General features: G+C 67.3%; 23 protein-coding genes. 11 read left to right on the top strand and 12 right to left on the bottom strand.

The window, feature by feature from the left end:
- The 4 genes from tilS to cysS all read right to left on the bottom strand — a co-directional run.
- Positions 1 to 615: tRNA lysidine(34) synthetase TilS (tilS, locus tag ACILR4_RS27060; RefSeq protein ID WP_395704006.1), on the bottom strand; the 615-nt coding region annotated here is incomplete at its 3' end.
- 35 nt (positions 616 to 650) lie between these two features.
- Positions 651 to 1622, bottom strand: coding sequence for an acetyl-CoA carboxylase carboxyltransferase subunit alpha (locus tag ACILR4_RS27055; RefSeq protein WP_395704005.1), 972 nt, complete (start codon positions 1620 to 1622; stop codon positions 651 to 653).
- 64 nt (positions 1623 to 1686) lie between these two features.
- Complete coding sequence (locus ACILR4_RS27050; RefSeq protein ID WP_395704004.1) at positions 1687 to 2340, bottom strand: DNA-3-methyladenine glycosylase family protein; 654 nt, start codon at positions 2338 to 2340, stop codon at positions 1687 to 1689.
- Position 2341: 1 nt separating this feature from the next.
- Positions 2342 to 3721: a cysteine--tRNA ligase gene (gene cysS / locus ACILR4_RS27045; protein ID WP_395704003.1), complete on the bottom strand. Its 1380-nt coding sequence runs from the start codon at positions 3719 to 3721 to the stop codon at positions 2342 to 2344.
- 139 nt (positions 3722 to 3860) lie between these two features.
- Here cysS and ACILR4_RS27040 point away from each other — a divergent pair, with 139 nt between their 5' ends.
- The 5 genes from ACILR4_RS27040 (at position 3861) to ACILR4_RS27020 (ending at position 7081) form a co-directional block, all read left to right on the top strand.
- Complete coding sequence (locus ACILR4_RS27040; RefSeq protein WP_395704002.1) at positions 3861 to 4388, top strand: tetratricopeptide repeat protein; 528 nt, start codon at positions 3861 to 3863, stop codon at positions 4386 to 4388.
- Between the two features lie 70 nt (positions 4389 to 4458).
- Positions 4459 to 5025, top strand: coding sequence for a peptidylprolyl isomerase (locus ACILR4_RS27035; RefSeq protein ID WP_395704001.1), 567 nt, complete (start codon positions 4459 to 4461; stop codon positions 5023 to 5025).
- Between the two features lies 1 nt (position 5026).
- Positions 5027 to 5530, top strand: coding sequence for a peptidylprolyl isomerase (locus ACILR4_RS27030; protein WP_395704000.1), 504 nt, complete (start codon positions 5027 to 5029; stop codon positions 5528 to 5530).
- Between the two features lie 4 nt (positions 5531 to 5534).
- On the top strand, positions 5535 to 6305 hold the full coding sequence (locus tag ACILR4_RS27025; RefSeq protein WP_395703999.1) for a UDP-2,3-diacylglucosamine diphosphatase: 771 nt from the start codon (positions 5535 to 5537) through the stop codon (positions 6303 to 6305).
- On the top strand, positions 6302 to 7081 hold the full coding sequence (locus ACILR4_RS27020; protein WP_395703998.1) for a zinc-dependent peptidase: 780 nt from the start codon (positions 6302 to 6304) through the stop codon (positions 7079 to 7081). The genes ACILR4_RS27025 and ACILR4_RS27020 overlap by 4 nt, the downstream gene beginning before the upstream one ends.
- Before the next feature lie 11 nt (positions 7082 to 7092).
- Here the strand turns inward: ACILR4_RS27020 and clpA are convergent, their stop codons facing one another.
- Entirely contained in the window at positions 7093 to 9393 is a 2301-nt protein-coding gene (gene clpA / locus ACILR4_RS27015; RefSeq protein ID WP_395703997.1) for an ATP-dependent Clp protease ATP-binding subunit ClpA, read from the bottom strand.
- A complete protein-coding gene (gene clpS, locus ACILR4_RS27010; protein ID WP_395703996.1) occupies positions 9390 to 9746 on the bottom strand; it encodes an ATP-dependent Clp protease adapter ClpS in 357 nt (118 codons plus the stop codon). Before clpS ends, clpA begins: the two co-directional genes overlap by 4 nt.
- A 250-nt stretch (positions 9747 to 9996) precedes the next feature.
- Between clpS and ACILR4_RS27005 the strand changes: the two genes are divergently transcribed.
- Positions 9997 to 10224 (top strand): cold shock domain-containing protein, encoded by a 228-nt coding sequence (locus ACILR4_RS27005; protein ID WP_395703995.1) that lies wholly within the window; start codon positions 9997 to 9999, stop codon positions 10222 to 10224.
- A gap of 83 nt (positions 10225 to 10307) precedes the next feature.
- Here ACILR4_RS27005 and icd read toward each other — a convergent pair whose 3' ends face one another.
- Complete coding sequence (icd, locus tag ACILR4_RS27000) at positions 10308 to 11561, bottom strand: NADP-dependent isocitrate dehydrogenase (RefSeq protein WP_395703994.1); 1254 nt, start codon at positions 11559 to 11561, stop codon at positions 10308 to 10310.
- A 145-nt stretch (positions 11562 to 11706) separates the two neighbouring features.
- Between icd and ACILR4_RS26995 the strand changes: the two genes are divergently transcribed.
- Positions 11707 to 11892, top strand: a complete 186-nt coding sequence (locus ACILR4_RS26995; RefSeq protein ID WP_395703993.1) for a hypothetical protein — start codon at positions 11707 to 11709, stop codon at positions 11890 to 11892.
- Positions 11893 to 11980: 88 nt separating this feature from the next.
- Here ACILR4_RS26995 and ACILR4_RS26990 read toward each other — a convergent pair whose 3' ends face one another.
- Positions 11981 to 12682 (bottom strand): sulfite exporter TauE/SafE family protein, encoded by a 702-nt coding sequence (locus ACILR4_RS26990; RefSeq protein WP_395703992.1) that lies wholly within the window; start codon positions 12680 to 12682, stop codon positions 11981 to 11983.
- Between the two features lie 86 nt (positions 12683 to 12768).
- Here ACILR4_RS26990 and ACILR4_RS26985 point away from each other — a divergent pair, with 86 nt between their 5' ends.
- Entirely contained in the window at positions 12769 to 13230 is a 462-nt protein-coding gene (locus ACILR4_RS26985; protein ID WP_395704007.1) for a DUF192 domain-containing protein, read from the top strand.
- 22 nt (positions 13231 to 13252) lie between these two features.
- Here ACILR4_RS26985 and ACILR4_RS26980 read toward each other — a convergent pair whose 3' ends face one another.
- From ACILR4_RS26980 to xseA, 4 genes are all read right to left on the bottom strand, one after another.
- Positions 13253 to 14662 carry a sensor histidine kinase gene (locus ACILR4_RS26980; RefSeq protein ID WP_395703991.1) on the bottom strand — a complete coding sequence of 470 codons (1410 nt, stop codon included), beginning with the start codon at positions 14660 to 14662 and terminating at the stop codon, positions 13253 to 13255.
- A 32-nt stretch (positions 14663 to 14694) separates the two neighbouring features.
- Positions 14695 to 15405 carry a response regulator gene (locus ACILR4_RS26975; RefSeq protein ID WP_395703990.1) on the bottom strand — a complete coding sequence of 237 codons (711 nt, stop codon included), beginning with the start codon at positions 15403 to 15405 and terminating at the stop codon, positions 14695 to 14697.
- A gap of 80 nt (positions 15406 to 15485) precedes the next feature.
- A complete protein-coding gene (locus ACILR4_RS26970; RefSeq protein WP_395703989.1) occupies positions 15486 to 16070 on the bottom strand; it encodes a superoxide dismutase in 585 nt (194 codons plus the stop codon).
- 147 nt (positions 16071 to 16217) lie between these two features.
- Positions 16218 to 17510: an exodeoxyribonuclease VII large subunit gene (gene xseA / locus ACILR4_RS26965; protein WP_395703988.1), complete on the bottom strand. Its 1293-nt coding sequence runs from the start codon at positions 17508 to 17510 to the stop codon at positions 16218 to 16220.
- A 381-nt stretch (positions 17511 to 17891) separates the two neighbouring features.
- Between xseA and ACILR4_RS26960 the strand changes: the two genes are divergently transcribed.
- The 3 genes from ACILR4_RS26960 to lpxK all read left to right on the top strand — a co-directional run.
- Entirely contained in the window at positions 17892 to 18545 is a 654-nt protein-coding gene (locus ACILR4_RS26960) for a MotA/TolQ/ExbB proton channel family protein (RefSeq protein WP_395703987.1), read from the top strand.
- Positions 18546 to 18573: 28 nt separating this feature from the next.
- Complete coding sequence (locus tag ACILR4_RS26955) at positions 18574 to 19002, top strand: ExbD/TolR family protein (RefSeq protein ID WP_395703986.1); 429 nt, start codon at positions 18574 to 18576, stop codon at positions 19000 to 19002.
- A gap of 87 nt (positions 19003 to 19089) precedes the next feature.
- On the top strand, positions 19090 to 19823 hold a 734-nt coding region (gene lpxK, locus ACILR4_RS26950; protein ID WP_395703985.1), incomplete at its 3' end, for a tetraacyldisaccharide 4'-kinase.

Raw genomic sequence — 19823 nt, 5'->3', positions numbered from 1 at the left:
GGCCAGGCACAGCGCAGGCTCGACTTCCGGGAAGGCCGACGTGAGCGCCGGCCAGACCTGCAGCCGCAGGCGGTTGCGAGCGAAGCGCGGATCGGTGTTCGATGGGTCCTCGATCGGTCGCAGTCGATAGCGCGCAATGTACGCGTCAATGGCTTCACGCGGCTGGGCCAACCAGGGTCGCGCCCAGCACACGCCGCCGCGATCGACCGAATGCGGCATCGCCGCCAGGCCGCGCGGCCCGGCGCCGCGCAAGGCTTGCAGCAGGAAGGTCTCCGCCTGATCGCGGCGATGCTGGGCCAGCAGCAGCAGCGAAGCCCCGGCCTCGGTGGCCATCTCGGCCAATGCACGACGGCGTTCGCTGCGCGCCCAGGCTTCAATGCTGTCGCCGCTCGCCGGCGAGCCGCTCAGCCGGCGCCAGTACAGGCGCAGTGGCCAGCCGGCACGCCGCCAACGGCGGCACAGGTCCTGCGCGGATTGCAACCACGCATCAGCCTGCGGCTGCAGGCCGTGGTGCACATGGAGCGCCACCACCCAGAGTCCAAGCGGCTGCGCGGCGCGCAGCGTGGCATGCAGCAAGGCGAGCGAGTCGCGCCCGCCGCTGAAGGCCACCGCCACCACCGGTGCGGTGGCGTCTTCGTCAGGCCGGCGCGTCAGCGCTCCTTCGTGTCGGCGTAGCGGCCATAGGCCTGCAGGCGGTCATAGCGGCGCTGCAGCAGGTCCTTCAGCTTGAGGTCCGAGACCTGGCGCAAGGCATCGACCAGGCCGCGCTTGAGCTGCGAGGCCATCTGCCGCGGGTCGCGGTGAGCGCCCCCCACCGGCTCGCTGACGACCTTGTCGATGAGGCCCAGCGCCTTCAGCCGATGCGCGGTGATGCCCAGCGCCTCGGCCGCGTCGCTCGCACGTTCGCTGGTCTTCCAGAGGATGGATGCACAGCCTTCGGGCGAGATCACCGAATACACCGAGAACTGCAGCATCAGCAGCTGGTCGGCCACGCTGATGGCCAGCGCGCCGCCGGAGCCACCTTCACCGATGATGGTGGTGATGATCGGCACTTCGAGCTGGCACATCTCGAAGATGTTGCGGCCGATGGCCTCGGACTGGCCGCGTTCCTCGGCGCCGATGCCGGGATAGGCGCCCGGCGTGTCGACGAAGGTGAACACCGGCAGGCCGAACTTCTCGGCCAGCTTCATCAGCCGCAGCGCCTTGCGATAGCCCTCGGGGCGCGACATGCCGAAGTTGCGCGAGGCGCGCTCCTTCGTGTCACGGCCCTTCTGGTGGCCGATGACCATGCAGGCCTGGCCGTTGAATCGGGCCATGCCGCCGACGATCGAGGCATCGTCGGCGAACGCGCGGTCGCCGTGGAGCTCTTGAAAGTCGGTGAAGATCTCGTTGACGTAGTCCAGCGTGTAGGGGCGCTGGGGGTGCCGGGCGATCAGCGTGACCTGCCACGGCGACAGGTTGGCGTAAATGTCCTTGGCGAGCTGCTGGCTCTTCTTGTCGAGCCGCTCGATCTCTTCCGAAATATCGACGGCCGACTCGTTCTGGACGTAGCGCAGCTCTTCGATCTTCGATTCCAGCTCGGCAATCGGCTGCTCGAACTCGAGGAAGTGTCGTTTGCTCATTGCCTCTGAAGGTAGGTTGCGAACCCCTTCGGGTCGGGGAACGGGCCGCAGGGCGGCCAGGGCCTCAGTAGTCCACCGGCAGGGGATCGAGGCTGCGCCAAATGTACCATGTGGCCACCGAGCGGAAAGGGGCCCAGGCCTCGCCCACCTCGCGCGCCTCCGCCCGCGACACCGGTTCGCCGCTGAAGTAGTTCAGGCTGATGCCCTTGATCAGGCCGAGGTCGTCCACCGGGAGCACGTTCGGACGCATCAGGTGGAAGATCAGGAACATCTCGGCGGTCCAGCGGCCGATGCCCCGGATGGCGACCAGCTCGTCGATGATCGCTTCGTCGTCCATCTGCTGCCATTGCCGCACGTGGACGGTGCCCGCTTCGAAATGGCGGGCCAGGTCAGCCAGGTACTCGGCCTTGCGCGCCGACAGGCCGGCGCCGCGCAGGTCGGGCACCGAGACCTGCAGCACCGCGCCGGGCGCGAGCCGCGTCGAGGGGCCGCCGACCAGTGCAGCGAACTTCTCCCACACCGATTGCGCGGCCTTCACCGAGATCTGCTGGCCGACGATGGATCGGGCCAATGTGGTGAACGCATCGCCGCGACTCTGCAGCCGGCCTTCGCCGAACTGCGGGATCAGCTTCTTCATGACCCGGTCGCGCTTGACCAGGTGGCGACAGGCCTCGTCCCAGTAGTCGGGCGTGACGCCCGCGGATGGGCTCCTTGGCATGTCAGGTCCGTACCCAGCTCGTGCCTTGCGGCGAATCCTTCAACTCGATGCCCTGCGCGGCGAGCTCCTTGCGAATGCGATCGGCCTCCGCGAAGTTCTTCGCCTGCTTGGCCGCGGCCCGTGCATCGATCAAGGCCTGGATCGCTGCCGCGTCCAGGCCTGCACCGCCTTGCAGATAGGCCTTCGGCACCTGTTGCAGCACCCCCAGCGTGCCCGCCAGCGCACGCAACAGTGCCGCGGTGTCGGTCGAGCGCGTGCGGTTGAGCTCGCTGGCCAACTCGAACAGCACCGCCAGCGCGCCGGGCGTGTTGAAGTCCTCGTCCATCGCCGCGCGGAAGGCCGCCGCCTGCGGCTGGGCCCAGTCGATCGCGCGGTTCTCGGCCGGCACGGCCACGCCATCGAGCGCGGTGTACAGCCGGCGCAGCGCCGTGCGCGCATCGTCGAGGTTGGCGTCGCTGAAGTTGAACGGGCTGCGGTAGTGCGTGCGCAGCATGAAGAAGCGCAGCGACTCGCCGTCGTAGCGCTGCAGCACGTCGCGGATGGTGAAGAAGTTGCCGAGCGACTTCGACATCTTCTCGTTGTCGACGTTCAGGAAGCCGTTGTGCAGCCAGTAGTTGACGAACGGATGGCCGAACGCCCCCTCGCTCTGGGCGATCTCGTTCTCGTGGTGCGGGAACTGCAGGTCCATGCCGCCGCCATGGATGTCGAAGCGCTCGCCCAGCAGCGCGCAGCTCATGGCCGAGCACTCGATATGCCAGCCCGGCCGTCCCGGGCCATAGGCCCCGTCGTACTTGGCATCCTCCGGCTCCTCGGGCTTGGCAGCCTTCCACAGCACGAAGTCCAGCGGATCGTCCTTGCCTTCCTGGACCGCGACCCGTTCCCCCGCGCGCAGCTCGTCGATCGACTTGCCCGAGAGCTTGCCGTAGCCCGCGAACCTGCGCACCGCGTAGTTCACGTCGCCGTTCGTTGCGCGGTAGGCCAGGCCCTTGTCCTCCAGCGTGCCGATCATCGACAACATCTGCGGCACGTACTCGGTGGCGCGCGGCTCGTGCGTCGGTTGGGCCGCGCCGATCGCGCCGAGGTCCTGGCGCATCGCGGCGATCATCTCGTCGGTGAGGGCGCGGATCGTGATGCCCCGCTCGACCGCACGCCGGATGATCTTGTCCTCGATGTCGGTGATGTTGCGGACGTAGGTCACGCGGTAGCCGCTGGCCAGCAGCCACCGGTACACCACGTCGAAGGCCATCATCATCCGCGCGTGCCCCATGTGGCACAGGTCGTAGATCGTCATGCCGCAGACGTACATGCGGACATGGCCGGGCTCGATGGGGACGAATGGCTCCACGCTGCGGGTCAGCGTGTTGTAGATGCGAAGGCTCATCGGAAGAACGGAGGACGTGTGCGCAGCCCGGGCTCGGCATAGGGCCGCTGCTGCCGCCCTACAATCTTCAATTCAGTATAGCGGCGGCCTGCCGCGCACCCCTTCGCCCGCGACAACCCACCCTGCCCTCGTTCACCTCGTGCGCTTGCCTGCCGTGATCCGCTGCTGCTCCAGCCTGCTGGCCTTGATGGTCGCCACGGCGGCGCTCGCGGCGACCGAGGCACCGGACCTTTCGCGCGATATCGAGCGCATCTTCCGCTCGGGCGACGTGACGCAGGCCTTCCAGCGTGTGGACCAGGCCATTGCTGCCCAGCCGGACAACGCGCGTCTGCGCTTCCTGCGCGGCGTGATGCTGTCGGAGACCCAGCGCGAGCCCGAGGCCATGGCTGTGTTCGAGCGCATGACGCAGGACTACCCGGACCTTCCGGAGCCCTTCAACAACCTGGCCGTGCTGCAGGCCGCGCGCGGTCAGCTGGACAGCGCGCGCGAATTGCTCGAAGCCGCGCTGCGCAACGACCCCGCCTACCAGGCCGCCCGCGAAAACCTGGGGGATGTCTTCGCACGCCTGGCCCTGCGTGCCTACGAACAAGCCGCTGCCGGCAGCCGCGGACTCGACCCACAACTGCAGCGCAAACTGCGGTTGGTGCGCGAACTGACGGCCCGCTGAAGGCGCCGGCGCGCCCACCTCCCTGCTCCGAACACCCGATCCCTCATCCCCCGAAGGAAGCACTGCACCCATGCGTTCAGCATCCTCCCGTTGGCTCTTGGCCCTTGTCCTCGGTCTTGCCCTGTGCGGCAGCGCGATGGCACAGAAGGTGCGCCTGTCCACCAGCCTGGGCGACATCGTGCTGCAGCTGGAGCCCGAGAAGGCGCCTAAGACTGTCGAGAACTTCGTGCAGTACGTGAAAGCCGGCCACTACAACGGCACGGTGTTCCACCGCGTGATCGACAACTTCATGATCCAGGGCGGCGGCTTCGGCCCGGACATGAAGGAACGGCCCACCCGCGCGCCGATTCCGCTGGAGGCCCGCAACGGCCTGTCCAACCAGCGCGGCACGCTGGCGATGGCGCGCACGCCGAACCCCAATTCAGCGACCGCGCAGTTCTTCATCAACGTCAACGACAACCTCTTTCTCGACGCCGCCAACGCGCGCGACGGCTTCGGCTATGCGGTGTTCGGCCACGTGGTCGAAGGCATGGACGTCGTCGACAAGATTCGCGCGGTGCCCACCGGCATCAAGAGCGGTTTCGAAAATGTTCCGACCACAGCGGTGGTCATCAACAAGGCCAGCCTGGAGAAGTGAAATGAGCAAGACCGTTGAAATGACCACCAGCGCCGGCGTGCTGCGCATCGAGCTGGACGATGTTGCCGCGCCCGCCAGCGTCGAGAACTTCCTGGGCTATGTTCGAAGCGGCCACTACGACGGCACGGTGTTCCACCGGGTGATCAAGGGCTTCATGATCCAGGGCGGTGGTTTCGCGCCCGGCATGAGCCAGAAGCCCACGCGCGAGCCGATCGCCAACGAAGCCAACAACGGCCTGAAGAATTTCAAGTACACGCTGGCGATGGCCCGCACCAATGCGCCGCATTCGGCCACCGCGCAGTTCTTCATCAACACCGCCGACAACGAGTTCCTGAACTTCAAGTCCGAGTCGCCGCAGGGCTGGGGCTATGCCGTGTTCGGCAAGGTGGTGGCCGGCACCGAGGTCGTGGATCAGATCGAGCGCGTCGCCACCGGCCGCAAGGGCTTCCATGACGACGTGCCGAACGTCGACGTGGTGATCGAGAAGGTTGTCGAAGTCGCCTGACTCCGTGCCGCCCATCGCCGAATGGCGCGCCGACCCGCGCTGGTCGGCGATCGACCTGCTGTCGGACGTGCACCTGCAGGCCGGCATGCCGCGCACCTTCGAGGCCTGGCGCAGGCACCTGCTGCACACCGAAGCCGACGCGGTGCTGATGCTGGGCGATGTGTTCGAGGCATGGATCGGCGACGACGCCCGCTTCGACGGCTTCGAAGCGCAGTGCTGCGAAGTGCTGCGCGAGGCATCGCGGCGCCGGATGCTGGCCTTCATGCCCGGCAATCGCGATTTCCTCGTCGGCGATGAATTGCTGGCCGATTGCGGCGTGCACCGGCTGGCCGACCCCACACTGCTGTCGGCCTGGCAGCATCGCCTGCTGCTGACCCACGGCGATGCACTGTGCCTGTCCGACACCGGCTACCAGCAGTTTCGCCACCAGGTGCGCAACGCCGGCTGGCAGCAGCGGTTCCTGTCTCAGCCGCTGGCCGACCGCCAGGCCCAGGCCCGCGCGATGCGCGAGGCCAGCGCCGAGCATCAGGCCGGCATGGCGCCCGGCTTGTGGTCAGACGTCGATGATGCAGCCGCCGCGGCCTGGCTGCAGCAGGCCGCCGCATCGATCATGGTGCACGGCCATACCCATCGGCCCGGCCGGCATGTATCAGCCGATGGCCGCACACGATACGTGCTAGGCGACTGGGACTTCGACACCACGCCTGCCCGCGCGCGCGCGCTGCGCCTGCTCCCTGAAGGACTCGCGGCGCTCGACCTGGCGTCCGCGCGGTGAGGCGCCTGCTCGATCGCTGGCGCGCCCGGCGCGAGGCGCAGGCCTTGGCCCGCCGAGCGATTCCCGACGAGCTCTGGGCACTCACCCTGGCGCAACTGCCCTTCCTGGCCCGCTGGCCGGCCGAGGACCTGGAGCGTCTGCGCAAGCTGGCCAGCCTGTTCCTCGACGAAAAGGAGTTCACCGGCGCCGGCGGTCTGGTGGTCGACGACGCGATGGCCGTCAACATCGCGGCACAGGCCTGCCTGCCGGTGTTGAACCTCGGGTTGCAGCCATATCGCAGCTTCGTGGGGATCGTCGTGCATCCCGACGAGGTGGTGGCGCGCCGCGAGGTGACCGACGAAGATGGCGTCGTGCATGCCTACGACGAGGTGCTGAGCGGCGAGGCGATGGAGGGCGGACCGGTGATGCTCTCGTGGCACGACGTCAGCAGCGCCGGCGAGTCTGCCGACTGGGGCTACAACGTCGTGATCCACGAGTTCGCGCATGTGCTCGACATGGGCGACGGCGAGCCGGACGGCGTACCGCCCCTGCCCAACGCCGAAGCGCGCGAAGCCTGGATCGCGGTGATCGACGCCGAGTACGAGCGCTTCTGCGATGCCGTCGACGCCGGCATCGACACGGTCCTGGACCCCTACGGCGCGACCAGCGTGGACGAGTTCTTCGCGGTCGCGGCCGAAGGCTTCTTCGTCACGCCCAAGGAAATGCGCGCCGAACATCCCGCTTTGTACGAGATGCTGGCGTGCTATTTCATGCAGGACCCCGCAGCGTCCTGCTGATCAGCCCCGGCTCAGGCCGGCGTCGGCTCGGTCTTGGGCTTGTCGCTCTTGCGCGGCGGCTGGATGTCGAGGTGCACTTCGCCGGCGTCGTTGATGTCCACCGTCAGGCGGCCACCATCGACCAGGCGACCGAACAGCAACTCGTCCGCCAGCGCGCGACGGATGGTGTCCTGGATCAGGCGCTGCATCGGCCGCGCGCCCATCAGCGGATCGAAGCCCTTCTTCGCCAGGTGCTTGCGCAGCGTGTCGGTGAAGGTGACCTCGACCTTCTTCTCGGCCAGCTGGCTTTCGAGCTGCAGCAGGAACTTGTCGACCACGCGCAGGATGATGTCCTCGTCCAGCGCACGGAAGCTGACCGTCGCGTCGAGCCGGTTGCGGAACTCGGGCGTGAACATGCGCTTGATGTCGGCCATCTCGTCGCCCTGCTCGCGCCGGGTGGTGAAGCCGATCGTCGACTTGTTCATCGTCTCGGCACCCGCGTTCGTCGTCATGATGATGATGACATTGCGGAAGTCGGCCTTGCGCCCGTTGTTGTCGGTGAGCGAACCGTGGTCCATCACCTGCAGCAGCACGTTGTAGACGTCCGGGTGCGCCTTCTCGATCTCGTCGAGCAGCAGCACCGCGTGCGGCTTCTTCGTCACCGCCTCGGTCAGCAGGCCGCCCTGGTCGAAGCCCACGTAGCCCGGGGGCGCACCGATCAGCCGGCTGACCGCATGGCGCTCCATGTACTCGGACATGTCGAAGCGGATCAGGTCTACGCCCAGGATGTAGGCGAGCTGCTTGGCCACCTCGGTCTTGCCGACGCCGGTGGGGCCGGAGAACAGGAACGAGCCGATCGGCTTGTCCGGCTTGCCCAGGCCCGAGCGTGCCATCTTGATCGCCGCGGCCAACGCGTCGATGGCCGGGTCCTGGCCAAACACGACGCTCTTCAGGTCGCGGTCCAGGCTCTTGAGCTTGCTGCGGTCGTCGCTGGAAACCGAGGCCGGCGGGATGCGCGCGATCTTCGCGACGATCTCCTCGACCTCGTTCTTCGTGATGGTCTTCTTCTGCTTGCTCTTGGGCAGGATGCGTTGCGCGGCGCCGGCCTCGTCGATCACGTCGATCGCCTTGTCGGGCAGGTGCCGGTCGTTGATGTACTTGGCCGACAGCTCGGCGGCCGCCTGCAGCGCATTCAGCGCGTACTTGACGTTGTGGTGGTCCTCGAAGCGCGACTTCAGGCCCTTCAGGATCTCGATGGTCTGCTCGACGGAGGGCTCGACCACGTCGATCTTCTGGAAACGCCGCGACAGCGCCGCATCTTTCTCGAAGATGCCGCGGTACTCGGTGAAGGTCGTCGCGCCGATGCACTTCATCGCGCCGTTGCTCAACGCGGGCTTCAGCAGGTTGCTGGCATCGAGCGTGCCGCCGGAGGCCGCGCCGGCGCCGATCAGCGTGTGGATCTCGTCGACGAAGAGGATCGCGTTCGGCTGGTCCTTCAGCTGCTTCAGCACGCCCTTCAGGCGCTGCTCGAAATCGCCACGGTACTTGGTGCCGGCCAGCAGCGCGCCCATGTCCAGCGCGTAGACGGTGGACTCGGCCAGCACTTCGGGCACGTCGTTCTGCGTGATGCGCCAGGCCAGGCCTTCGGCGATGGCGGTCTTGCCGACGCCGGCCTCCCCCACCAGCAGCGGGTTGTTCTTGCGGCGACGGCACAGCACCTGGATCACACGCTCGACCTCGGCTTCGCGACCGATCAGCGGATCGATCTTGCCGTCTCGCGCCTGCTGGTTCAGGTTCTGCGTGAACTGGTCGAGCGGCGAGCCCTTGGCGTCGCTGGCTTCTTCCTTCTCGGCCTCGTTGTTGTTCTCGTTGGACTTGGCGGGCTCCGGCGGCTCGGACTTCTTGATGCCGTGCGCAATGTAGTTGACGACATCGAGCCGCGTCACGCCCTGCTGGTGCAGGTAGTAGACGGCATGCGAGTCCTTCTCGCCGAAGATGGCCACCAGCACGTTGGCGCCGGTCACTTCCTTCTTGCCCGAGCCGGTGGACTGCACATGCATGATCGCGCGCTGGATCACGCGCTGGAAGCCCAGCGTCGGCTGGGTGTCGACCTCTTCGGTGCCACCGACCGTCGGCGTGTTTTCCTTGATGAAGGTCGTCAGGCTCTTGCGCAGGTCATCGATGTTGGCCGCGCAGGCCTTCAGCACTTCAGCGGCCGAGGGGTTGTCCAGCAACGCCAGCAACAGGTGCTCGACGGTGATGAACTCATGTCGCTGCTGGCGCGCCTCGACGAACGCCATGTGCAGGCTGACTTCCAGTTCTTGCGCAATCATGCGGCCTCCATAATGCACTGCAGCGGGTGCCCGGCACGTCGCGCCGCGGCCAATACCAGTTCGACCTTGGTGGCAGCGACGTCCTTGGTGAACACACCGCAGACGCCTCGCCCTTCGTGATGGATCTTCAGCATGATCTGGGTGGCCGTTTCCAGATCGAGCTTGAAGTATTGCTGCAAAACCATGACCACGAACTCCATTGGGGTGTAGTCGTCATTCAGCAGCACTACCTTGTACATCTGCGGCGGCTTGGTACGCGCCGTCTTGCGCTCGGCCACCACGGCACCCGAGTCGTCCCGACGGGGGGCAGCAGGCGGTGGCGCGGGCGGCGAAGGAGGATCGCTCTCGGGCATGATTCATTCTATCGACTCGGGTCCCGGCGGGTTTGCTAGGTGACCATATTGCGTCACCGCGGGTGAACGCAAGCCGTGAAAAGCGGCGCGCCCGGCGGCCAGATGCCGGACCATGCATCGATGACCTGCCGCCCGAGGCCACTGTAGGGAATTCTGGACATCGTTCGATCCAGGTTACCGCCTTGACGGCCTGGTTTGGCTCCCACCAGAATTTTTCTAGGCTGTAATGGTCGATCAGGGAGCAAAAAGCATGCAAACGGGAACCGTAAAGTGGTTCAACGATGCCAAGGGCTTTGGTTTCATCGAGCCCGAGGCAGGTGGACCCGATGTCTTCGCGCATTTCTCCGCCATCCAGATGGATGGCTACCGCACCCTCAAACAGGGCGGAAAAGTCAGCTACGACTTGGTCCAGGGGCCGAAAGGCAACCTGGCCCAGAGCATCCGTCCGCTGTCATCCAACCCGTCGCCGTCGAACTGACCCGATCGTCGTTTGTCCGGCAGCAAAAAGGCCCGCATCCAGCGGGCCTTTTTGCGTGTGATGGCCGCCACGGCGGCCCGACATCACATGTGGTCGATCATCACCTGACCGAAACCGGAGCAGGAGACCTGCGTCGCGCCGTCCATCAGGCGCGCGAAGTCATAGGTGACCTTCTTGCTCAGGATGGCCTTCTCGAGCGAGCTGATCACCAGGTCGGCCGCTTCCTTCCAGCCCATGTGGCGCAACATCATCTCGGCCGAGAGGATCTCGGAACCCGGGTTCACGTAGTCCTTGCCGGCGTACTTCGGCGCCGTGCCGTGCGTCGCTTCGAAACACGCGACCGAGTCGGACATGTTCGCACCGGGGGCGATGCCAATCCCGCCGACCTGCGCCGCCAGCGCGTCGGAGATGTAGTCACCATTCAGGTTCAGCGTCGCCACCACGGAGTACTCGGCCGGGCGCAGCAGGATCTGCTGCAGGAAGGCGTCGGCAATCGAGTCCTTGACCACGATGTCCTTGCCGGTCTTCGGGTTCTTGAACTTGCACCACGGTCCGCCGTCGATCAACTCGGCGCCGAACTCCTTCTGGGCCAGCGCATAGCCCCAGTCACGGAAACCACCTTCCGTGTACTTCATGATGTTGCCCTTGTGCACGAGCGTGACGTTGGGCTTGTCGTTGTCGATGGCGTACTGGAAGGCCTTGCGCACCAGGCGCTCGGTACCCTCGCGCGAGACCGGCTTGATGCCGATGCCCGAGGTATTCGGGAAGCGGATCTTCTTGACGCCCATCTCGTCGACGAGGAACTTGATCAGCTTCTTGGCCTTGTCGGTCTCGGCTTCGTACTCGATGCCGGCGTAGATGTCTTCCGAGTTCTCGCGGAAGATCACCATGTTGGTCTTCTCGGGCTCCTTCAGCGGCGAGGGAACGCCCTTGAAGTACTGCACCGGCCGCAGGCAGACGTACAGGTCAAGTTCCTGGCGCAGCGCGACGTTCAGCGAACGAATGCCGCCGCCGACCGGCGTCGTCAGCGGGCCCTTGATCGACACCACGTACTCGCGCAGCGCGGCCAGGGTTTCCTCGGGCAGCCACACATCCGGGCCATAGACCTTGGTCGACTTCTCGCCGGCGTAGATCTCCATCCAGTGGATCTTCTTCTTGCCGCCGTAGGCCTTTTGCACCGCAGCGTCGACCACCTTGATCATCACCGGCGTGATGTCGAAGCCGGTGCCGTCGCCCTCGATGTACGGAATGATCGGCTGATCGGGCACGTTGAGGGAGAAGTCCGCGTTGACGGTGATCTTCTGCCCGCCTTCGGGCACCTTGATGTGCTGATACATGAGCGTTTGGCTTTCGCGCTGGGGTTGGGGTTAACCAAAAGATTTTATGTCACCGAAGCTGTCAACCGACCGCTTGGGCACGACGTTTCGGTGAGGCCTTCCCAATGTAGGAAGGTGAATTCAAACTTTCGAAAGGCACTTTCACATGAACAAGCTCCTGGCCGCCCTGATCGCCGCCGCTTTCGCCACTGCTGGCGCCTACGCCGCTGACGCCAAGAAGGAAGAGAAGAAGGCCGAAGCTCCGGCTGCCGCCGCTTCCGGCGCCAAGAAGGAAGCCAAGATGGAAGCCAAGAAGGACGCCGCTCCGGCCGCTTCCGCCGCCAAGAAGTAATTCTTCGGCTCTCCCGGAAGGTGCGGCAGCGCACCTTCCCAACAACGCCCGGCCTTCGGCCGGGCGTTGTTGTTTCTACCCGCCGCAATCAGGTCGCGCACCACGCAGCGACCTGGACCCAGAGGCCGTGCCCCAGGGCCCAGCCCGACGCGGCGACCAGCATGACACCGGCCAGGCGGACCGGCAGGGTGCCCTGTGCCACTGCGCTGCCGGCGCCGGCCGGCGCGAGCCGACGCCACACCATCGGCGCAAGCACCAGGCCCGGCGCCGACGCGAGCGCGAAGCTGCCCATCACCAGTGCGCCGCCGACGGGCCCGCTGGCCAGGACGGCGAGCAACAGGGCCGACTGCAGCAAGCCGCAGGGCCACGCGACCCACGCGAGCCCGATCGCCGCGCTGCGGGCTGGCAAGCGGATGCGCTGCCACCCGCCCGGGGCCGCCGCGACCGGCTGAGGCCGCCGCTGCCCGATGCGTTCCCACCACGCCGGTTGCCGCCCCTTCAGCATCAGCCAGAGTCCCAGCGCCAGGCCAGCCGCCTGCAGCAGCGCCCACAGCGGACGCAGCACGGCGACCACCTGGCTGGCCTGCGCGAGCCAGGCAGCGCTGGCCGCGGCCGCGGCCCCTGCCGCCGAATAGGCCAACAGCCGCCCGCCCTGGAAGGCCATGGTCTGGCCAGTCGAGCGGCCGCAGGCCGTGGCGCAGGCAGCACTGCACATCGCCGCGCAATGCGGCGTTCCGGCCAGACCCATCATCAACGCGCTGATCGCCAGCGCCCAATCCACCACGTTCACCCTTCCCCGTGCCGCAGCGCGCTCAGCGCCGCCCGCACCCGACGCACACGAGATAATGCTAAGGAAGCCTTCGGAGCCCTTGCATGATGCTTGTCAAGCCAGCCTTCTGCGCACTGCTCGTCTCGGTTGCCATCGCCTCGCCAACCCAGGCCCAGGATGGCCAGCCGCAGCAGTTGCAGACACTGACCTTGAAAGTCGGCATGCACAGCATCCGCGCACAGATCGCCGCCACGCCCGAACAGCGCCAGATCGGCCTGATGTTCCGCCGCGACATGCCGATCAACGACGGCATGCTGTTCGTGTTCGAGAGCCCGCAGGCGCAGTGTTTCTGGATGAAGAACACGCGACTGCCGCTGACCATTGCCTTCGTTGCCGATGACGGCACGATCGTGAACCTGGCCGACATGCAGCCGATGGACGAAAGCTCGCACTGCTCGGCCAAGCCGGTGCGCTTTGCCCTCGAAATGAACCAGGGCTGGTTCGCCCAGCGCGGCATCAAGGCCGGGACCAAGCTGGGCGGCGCGCCGTTCGCGAAGCAGTCTTCCTGAGGGACTTCGCCCCCCCTGTGGATCAGGGGGCCAGCGCGATCGTGAAGCGCATGCCCGGCACCTGCGGCCGGGTCGTGGCCTCCAGCAGTCCGCCCATGCGCTCGACGATCTCGCGCGCGATGGCCAGGCCCAGGCCGGTGCCGCCATCGTTGCGCAGGTCGGCGCGCTCGCCGCGCCAGAAGGGCTCGAACAGCTTTCCCAGCAACTCCGGGGGGACACCGGGCCCATCGTCCTCGATCTCCACCTGCACCGGTCGTTCGGCATCGGCCGCCCGCACGCGCAGCGTGATGTGCTCGCCGCCGTAGCGCAGCGCGTTGTCCAGCAGGTTCACCAGCACCTCGCCGAACCACAACGGGTGGATGCGCGCAGCGACCGGCATGTCAGGCGCCTCCAGCGTGATCGAACGACCCAGTCGCAGGGCCTGCAGCACCAGCGGTTCTGTGGCCTCGCGCAACACCGGCACGATGTCCTGCGTCTGGTACTCGGCGTCCACCGCCAGCGAGGTCTCCGACCGCGCCAGGCTCAGCAGCTGGCCGATCAGCCGCGCCATGCGGTCGTTCGAGCTGAGCAGCTGCGCCATCACCGGCTGCCAGCCCCGCAGCCCATCGGCCGGTGTCGCGCTCGACAGTTCCTGCTGCAGGTCCTGCAGCAGCACGCGCATGCCCGCCACCGGCGTGCGCAGCTGGTGCGCGGCATCCGCGATGAAGCGCCGCTGCACCGACATCGAACGCTGCACGTCATCGAGCAAGGTATTGATGCGCTCGATCAAGGGAACCGCCTCGGCCGGCACCTGCTGCAGCGGCAGGGGCCGCCAGTCCTGTGCGCCGCGGGCAGCCACGTCGGCGGCCACGTCACGCAGGGGCTGGAGGCCGCGCCGGATGCCCCAGGCCAGCAGGGCGAAGGTGACCGCGCCGAGCGCCACCGCCGGCAGCACGATGCCGATCTGGATGTCGCGCATGGCGGCCGAGCGTTTGCGCGTGCTCTCGACGACGATGATCGACACCATGCGGTCGAGCATGGGCGACATCACCGAGAACACCACGCCCCGCACCGGCTCGTGCGCATAGTCGGCATTGAACACCATCGGCTGGTGCACGCTCTGGCGCCGGCGCTCCGCAGGGGGCACCGGCACGTCCCCGTCGCCCGCGAGCACGTTGCCATCGACATCGACCATCGCAAAGGCATTGCGGTCCGCGCGATCCCAGGTCACCAGTTCCATGGCCTGGCGGGTCAGGTCGAGCAGCGGCCCGCGGTCGGACCAGATCACCTTCGTGGCCAGCGCACTGGCCTCGTCCTGCAGGCCACGATCGAAGGCCGCGTTCGCGGCGGCGCGTGCCAGCAGCAGCGCGCCCGCCACGGCAATCACCATGCCGGAGGCCCAGACCCAGAACAGCGGCTGCAACAACTGGCGCCGCAGGCTCGGACCATGCACCGGGCCCGCGGCGCGTCCTCCGGCCGCCACGTTCAGCCGGCGCCAGGCGGGGCGGCTGCAGCGCCCGTGGCCTCCGGTGCCGCGGCTTCGAGCACATAGCCAAATCCGCGCACCGTCTTGATCACGACGCCGAGCTCGGCGAAGCGCTTGCGCAGCCGATGCACGTAGACCTCCACCGAGTTCTCGCTGAAGTCGGCCTCCCAGCTCGACAAGGTGCCGATGATGCTTTCCTTGGGCACCACGCGGCCGACGCGCTGCATCAGCAGCTGCGTCAGCGCAATCTCCCGCGGGCTCATGCGCACGCGCTCGCCGCGGTGTGTCAACTCGCGGTTGGCGAGGTCCAGCGTCAGCTCGCCGACGGTGATCACCTCGTCGATGCGGCCATCGGCGCGACGCTTCAGCGCACGCAGACGGGCCACGAGTTCGGCCACGTCGAAGGGCTTGGTCAGGTAGTCGTCGGCGCCGGCATTGAGGCCTTGCACACGGTCGTGCAACTCGTCGCGCGCGGTCAGCAGCAGCACGGGCAGGCGTGCGCCCCGGCTGCGCCAGTGGCGCAACACTTCCATGCCGTCGCGGCGCGGCAGCCCGAGGTCGAGGACCGCCACGTCGTATTGCGCAGCCAGCCCTTCTGCCATGGCCTGCTGGCCATCTCCGAGCACGTCGACACGCCAACCCTCGCGTTCGAAGGCCCGGCTGATGCCCAGCGAGAGTGCACCATCGTCTTCGACCAGCAGGATTCGCATGGGCCGCAATGCTAACGCCGGGGGCCCAGCAAAAAGGCCGGTCAGCGACCGGCCCTGCACAAGGGAAAACCCCCGCCGAATCAAGCGAAATTGGCTTCGGCAAAGTCCCAGTTGACCAGCGCGTTCAGGAAGGTCTCGACGAACTTCGGGCGGGCGTTGCGATAGTCGACGTAGTACGCGTGTTCCCACACGTCGATCGTCAGCAGCGGCTTGTCGGCCGTGGTCAGCGGCGTCCCGGCGTTGCTGGTATTGACGATGTCCACCGAGCCATCGGCCTTCTTGACCAGCCAGGTCCAGCCGGAACCGAAATTGCCCACCGCGCTCTTCGTGAACGCTTCCTTGAACGCCGCGTAGCTGCCCCACTTGGCGTTGATCGCTGCCGCCAGCGCACCCTTGGGCTCGCCGCCGCCGGCCGGCTTCATGCAGCTCCAGAAGAAGGTGTGGTTCCACACCTGGGCGGCATTGTTGAAGATCGGGCCGCTGGACTTGCGGACGATGTCTTCGAGCGACAGCCCAGCGAACTCGGTGCCGGGCACCAGGTTGTTCAGGTTGGTCACATAGGCCTGGTGGTGCTTGCCATAGTGGTACTCGAAGGTCTCCTTGGACATGTTCGGCGCGAGCGCGTCCGGAGCGTAAGGCAGTGCGGGCAAAGAGAAGCTAGACATGCGATGAGTCCTTGACGTGTGCGGCGCCCGGCAGCGGGCCCCAGGGGGTTGAATCGGGCGCATTGTAGGCAGCGCACCGAGGCCCTGCCGCCGGTGTACGCGACGGCATTGCGGACTTTCCGCCCCGGCACCGCGCCACCCGCGCACTCAGGCCGCAGGGGCGCCCGGCTGCACCTCGACCACGTCCACCTGTGCCCGGCCATCGGCCCATTGCGCCTGCAGGCGCTGTCCGCGCTGCAAGCCTTGCACCTGTGTCACTGCGCGGCCCTGCGCATCGGCAAGCCAGGCATAGCCGCGCGACAGCACTCGCCGCGGGTCGACCGCCTCGAGCCGCAGTTGCGCCTGGGACAGACGCTGCTGCTCGGCCTGCACACGGCGCCGGCAGGCCTGCTGCAGGCGCAACGACAGATCGTCGAGGCGCTGCCCCTGGCGATCGAGTGTCCGCACCAGGGCCTGCTGGCCGCGCAACTGGAACTGCGAGAGCCGCGTGGCCTGCAACAGCAGCAGGCGCGCAGGCCGCCCGAGCTGCAGTGCCAGCAGGTCGAGCCGCTGCGCCTGACCGTCGAGCCGGCGCTGGGCGGCGCGTTGCAGCGCGTGCGCCAGCTGCTGCAGGCGCGCCAAGGCTTCGTCGCGCCGGGGCGTCGCCAGCTCGGCCGCCGCCGTGGGGGTCGGTGCCCGCAGGTCGGCGGCAAGTTCGGCCAAGGTCAGGTCGGTCTCGTGGCCCACCCCGCAGACGACGGGAATCGGGCTGGCCGCGATGGCCCGCACGACCTGTTCGTCATTGAAAGCCCACAAGTCCTCGAGCGAGCCCCCACCGCGGCAGACGATCAGCGTGTCGACTTCACGCCGCTCCCCGGCGAGCGTGAGGGCCCGCACCAGTTGTGCCGGCGCCTCGGCGCCTTGCACGCTGCTGGGATAGACCACCACCGCCACCTGCGGCGCGCGGCGGCTGATCGCCGTGAGCACGTCGTGCAGGGCCGCAGCGCCCAGAGAGGTGACGATGCCGATGCGGCGCGGATGGCGCTCGATCGCCCGCTTGCGCGCGGGGTCGAACAAGCCCGCGGCCTCGAGCCTGGACTTCAGTCGCAGGAACACTTCATAGAGCGACCCCGCGCCAAGGCGCTGCATGGCTTCGACGACACATTGCAGTTCGCCACGCGCTTCGTACACCGAGATGCGGCCCCGCAATTCAACCAGCTGGCCATCGGCCGGGCGGAAGTCCAGCAGGCTGGCCGCGCGACGAAACATCGCACACCGCAAGGTGCCGGCCTGGCCTTCATCGTCCTTCAAGTTGAAGTAGCAGTGGCCGCTGGCGGCGCGGGTGAAGCCCGAAATCTCGCCGCGCACCGCCAGTGCACCGAAGCGCAGTTGCAGCGCATCAGCGGCCGCCAGCAGCAGCGCGCTGACGCCCCAGGTGTGGGGCTGAGGGTTCTCGATCATGCCGACGCCGCGACGGTCTGGCGCGCGCATCCCGCGCTGCGGATTTCCCCAGGCCCAGCGCCCGGGAACAGTCGTCCCGGAGCCGCGTCACGGAACCGTCGCAATGGTGCAAGTCCTTGATTTGAAATGAAAATGTGCTGCACGTTTTTGTGGCAATCTAAGCCAAGGCCCGAATCTGCGTGATCCGGCACATCCGCCCACCGGCTTGCCCACAAACTTGTCCACAGAAGCGGTGAATTGTTTGCAGCGGTTGCCGGGGGCTCGCGGCGTGGCGGCCATGCGTCAGTGCGCCGAGCCCGTGACGCCATAATCCTGCCCAGCCGGCCCGCATGCCGCTCAACTGCCCGCACAAGGCAACAACGAGACAAGGACGAGGACCCTTTGCTGTCGATCATACAAGCGGCCGGTTGGCCGATCTGGCCGTTGATCCTGTGTTCCGTGGTGGGGCTGGCGCTCGTGGTCGAGCGGCTGATCAGCCTGCGTGAGCGGCGTATCGCGCCGCCCAAGTTGCTGGACGAGGTGATGGCGGTCACCCGCCAGAGCCTGCCGGCCGCCGATGTCGTGGCCAAGTTGCACGACAACTCGGTGCTGGGCCAGGTGCTGGCCGGTGGCCTGCGCGCGGTGAGTGCGGATCCGCGCATCAACGAGCATGGGCTGCGCCAGGCCTTCGAGAACGCCGGCCGCGTCTGCGTCCACCAGCTCGAGCGCTACCTCAACACGCTGGGCACCATTGCCGCCGCTGCCCCGCTGCTGGGGCTGTTCGGCACGGTGGTCGGCATGATCGACATCTTTGGGTCGCAGGCACCGACCGGCGGCTCGAACCCGGCGCTGCTGGCCCACGGCATTTCGGTGGCGCTGTACAACACCGCCTTCGGCCTAATCATCGCGATACCGTCGCTGATGTTCTACCGCTATTTCCGTGGCCGGGTCGACGAATACGCGCTGACGCTGGAACTCGCCGCCGAGCGCATGGTGCCGCACCTGCTGCGTTTCGCGCTGCGCACCGCGCCGGCGCCCACCACGCCGGCCGCCTGATGGCGCCTAACGCAACATCTGTGCGGCCATGAACTTCCGCCATCGCCGGACCGAAGAGCCGGAAATCAACCTGATCCCGTTCATCGATGTGCTGTTGGTGGTGCTGATCTTCCTGATGCTCTCCACCACCTACAGCAAGTACTCGGAACTGCAAATCACGCTGCCGGTGGCGGATTCTGAAAAGCTGAAGGAACGCCCTGGCGAGATCCTGGTGTCCGTGACCGCAGACGGCCAGTACCTGGTGAACCGGCAACCGCTGGAAGGCCGCAGCGTCGAACTGCTGGCGGCTGCCTTGCGCGCTGCGGCCGCCGCCGGCAGCGGAGACGCCAGTGTGGTGATCGTTTCGGCCGATGCGCTGGCCGCACACCAATCGGTGATCAACGTGCTGGACGCGGCGCGGCGTGCCTCGCTGCCGCGCCTGACCTTCGCCACACAGGTGGACGGCAGCAACCGCTGACGCAGCATGGGCGCGTCCAGCGACAGCGCCACGCCACGCTCCTGGCAGGCGTGGCTGATGGCGCAGTGGCAACGACCAGGCCTTGCGATGTTGCTGCTGTGGCCGCTGTCGCTGCTGTTCGGCGCCTTGGCCGCCACGCGGCGGTGGCTGTACCGGCTTGGCATCCAGCGTGCCCAGGCCGCCCCGCGGCCCGTGATCGTGGTCGGCAACATCATCGCCGGCGGCGCTGGCAAGACACCGGTCGTGATCGCGCTGGTGCAACTGCTGCGCCAGCTGGGCTACCGGCCAGGCGTGATCTCGCGCGGCCATGGCGCTGCAACCGAGGACGGCGCCCGACTGGTCCGGCACGACAGCGACCCGGCGCAGGTCGGCGACGAACCGCTGCTGATCCACTTGCGCACCGGCGTTCCTGTGGCGGTGGCGCGGCAGCGGGTACGGGCCGCGCAGGCGCTGTGCCAGGCCCATCCGGCGGTGAACATCCTGGTGGCCGACGACGGCCTGCAGCACCTTGCGCTGGCCCGGGACCTGAACATCATCGTCTTCGACGAGCGCGGCATCGGCAATGGCCGGCTGCTGCCGGCCGGCCCGTTGCGCGAGCGCCTGCCCAAGGCGCTGCCGCGGCGCACGCTGGTGATCTACAGCGCCGGCGCACCCAGCACACCGCTCGCGGGCTTCATCGGTTGGCGGCGCCTGGGCACCATCTGCTCGCTGCAGGACTGGTGGGTGACCGAGGCCGTCACCAGCCGCGTGGTGCGCCTGCGCGACCGGCCGCTGCTGGCCGTTGCCGGGCTGGCCAAGCCCGACGGGTTCTTCGCGATGCT

The organism is Aquabacterium sp. (assembly GCF_044226965.1).
Classification (GTDB): Bacteria; Pseudomonadota; Gammaproteobacteria; order Burkholderiales; family Burkholderiaceae_C; genus Pseudaquabacterium.
Note: the sequence above shows the minus strand (reverse complement) of the source record. Positions and strands in the feature narration are given on the sequence as shown.

Bases quoted from the DNA above. Each gene is read 5' to 3' on its own strand.
- ACILR4_RS26970 (WP_395703989.1), bottom strand. From the start codon at position 16,070: ATGTCTAGCTTCTCTTTGCCCGCACTGCCTTACGCTCCGGACGCGCTC.
- ACILR4_RS27050 (WP_395704004.1), bottom strand. From the start codon at position 2,340: ATGCCAAGGAGCCCATCCGCGGGCGTCACGCCCGACTACTGGGACGAG.
- ACILR4_RS26995 (WP_395703993.1), top strand. From the start codon at position 11,707: ATGAACAAGCTCCTGGCCGCCCTGATCGCCGCCGCTTTCGCCACTGCT.
- xseA (WP_395703988.1), bottom strand. From the start codon at position 17,510: ATGATCGAGAACCCTCAGCCCCACACCTGGGGCGTCAGCGCGCTGCTG.
- ACILR4_RS27055 (WP_395704005.1), bottom strand. From the start codon at position 1,622: ATGAGCAAACGACACTTCCTCGAGTTCGAGCAGCCGATTGCCGAGCTG.
- ACILR4_RS26985 (WP_395704007.1), top strand. From the start codon at position 12,769: ATGCTTGTCAAGCCAGCCTTCTGCGCACTGCTCGTCTCGGTTGCCATC.
- clpS (WP_395703996.1), bottom strand. From the start codon at position 9,746: ATGCCCGAGAGCGATCCTCCTTCGCCGCCCGCGCCACCGCCTGCTGCC.
- ACILR4_RS27030 (WP_395704000.1), top strand. From the start codon at position 5,027: ATGAGCAAGACCGTTGAAATGACCACCAGCGCCGGCGTGCTGCGCATC.
- ACILR4_RS26955 (WP_395703986.1), top strand. From the start codon at position 18,574: ATGAACTTCCGCCATCGCCGGACCGAAGAGCCGGAAATCAACCTGATC.
- icd (WP_395703994.1), bottom strand. From the start codon at position 11,561: ATGTATCAGCACATCAAGGTGCCCGAAGGCGGGCAGAAGATCACCGTC.
- cysS (WP_395704003.1), bottom strand. From the start codon at position 3,721: ATGAGCCTTCGCATCTACAACACGCTGACCCGCAGCGTGGAGCCATTC.
- clpA (WP_395703997.1), bottom strand. From the start codon at position 9,393: ATGATTGCGCAAGAACTGGAAGTCAGCCTGCACATGGCGTTCGTCGAG.
- ACILR4_RS26975 (WP_395703990.1), bottom strand. From the start codon at position 15,405: ATGCGAATCCTGCTGGTCGAAGACGATGGTGCACTCTCGCTGGGCATC.
- ACILR4_RS27035 (WP_395704001.1), top strand. From the start codon at position 4,459: ATGCGTTCAGCATCCTCCCGTTGGCTCTTGGCCCTTGTCCTCGGTCTT.
- ACILR4_RS27005 (WP_395703995.1), top strand. From the start codon at position 9,997: ATGCAAACGGGAACCGTAAAGTGGTTCAACGATGCCAAGGGCTTTGGT.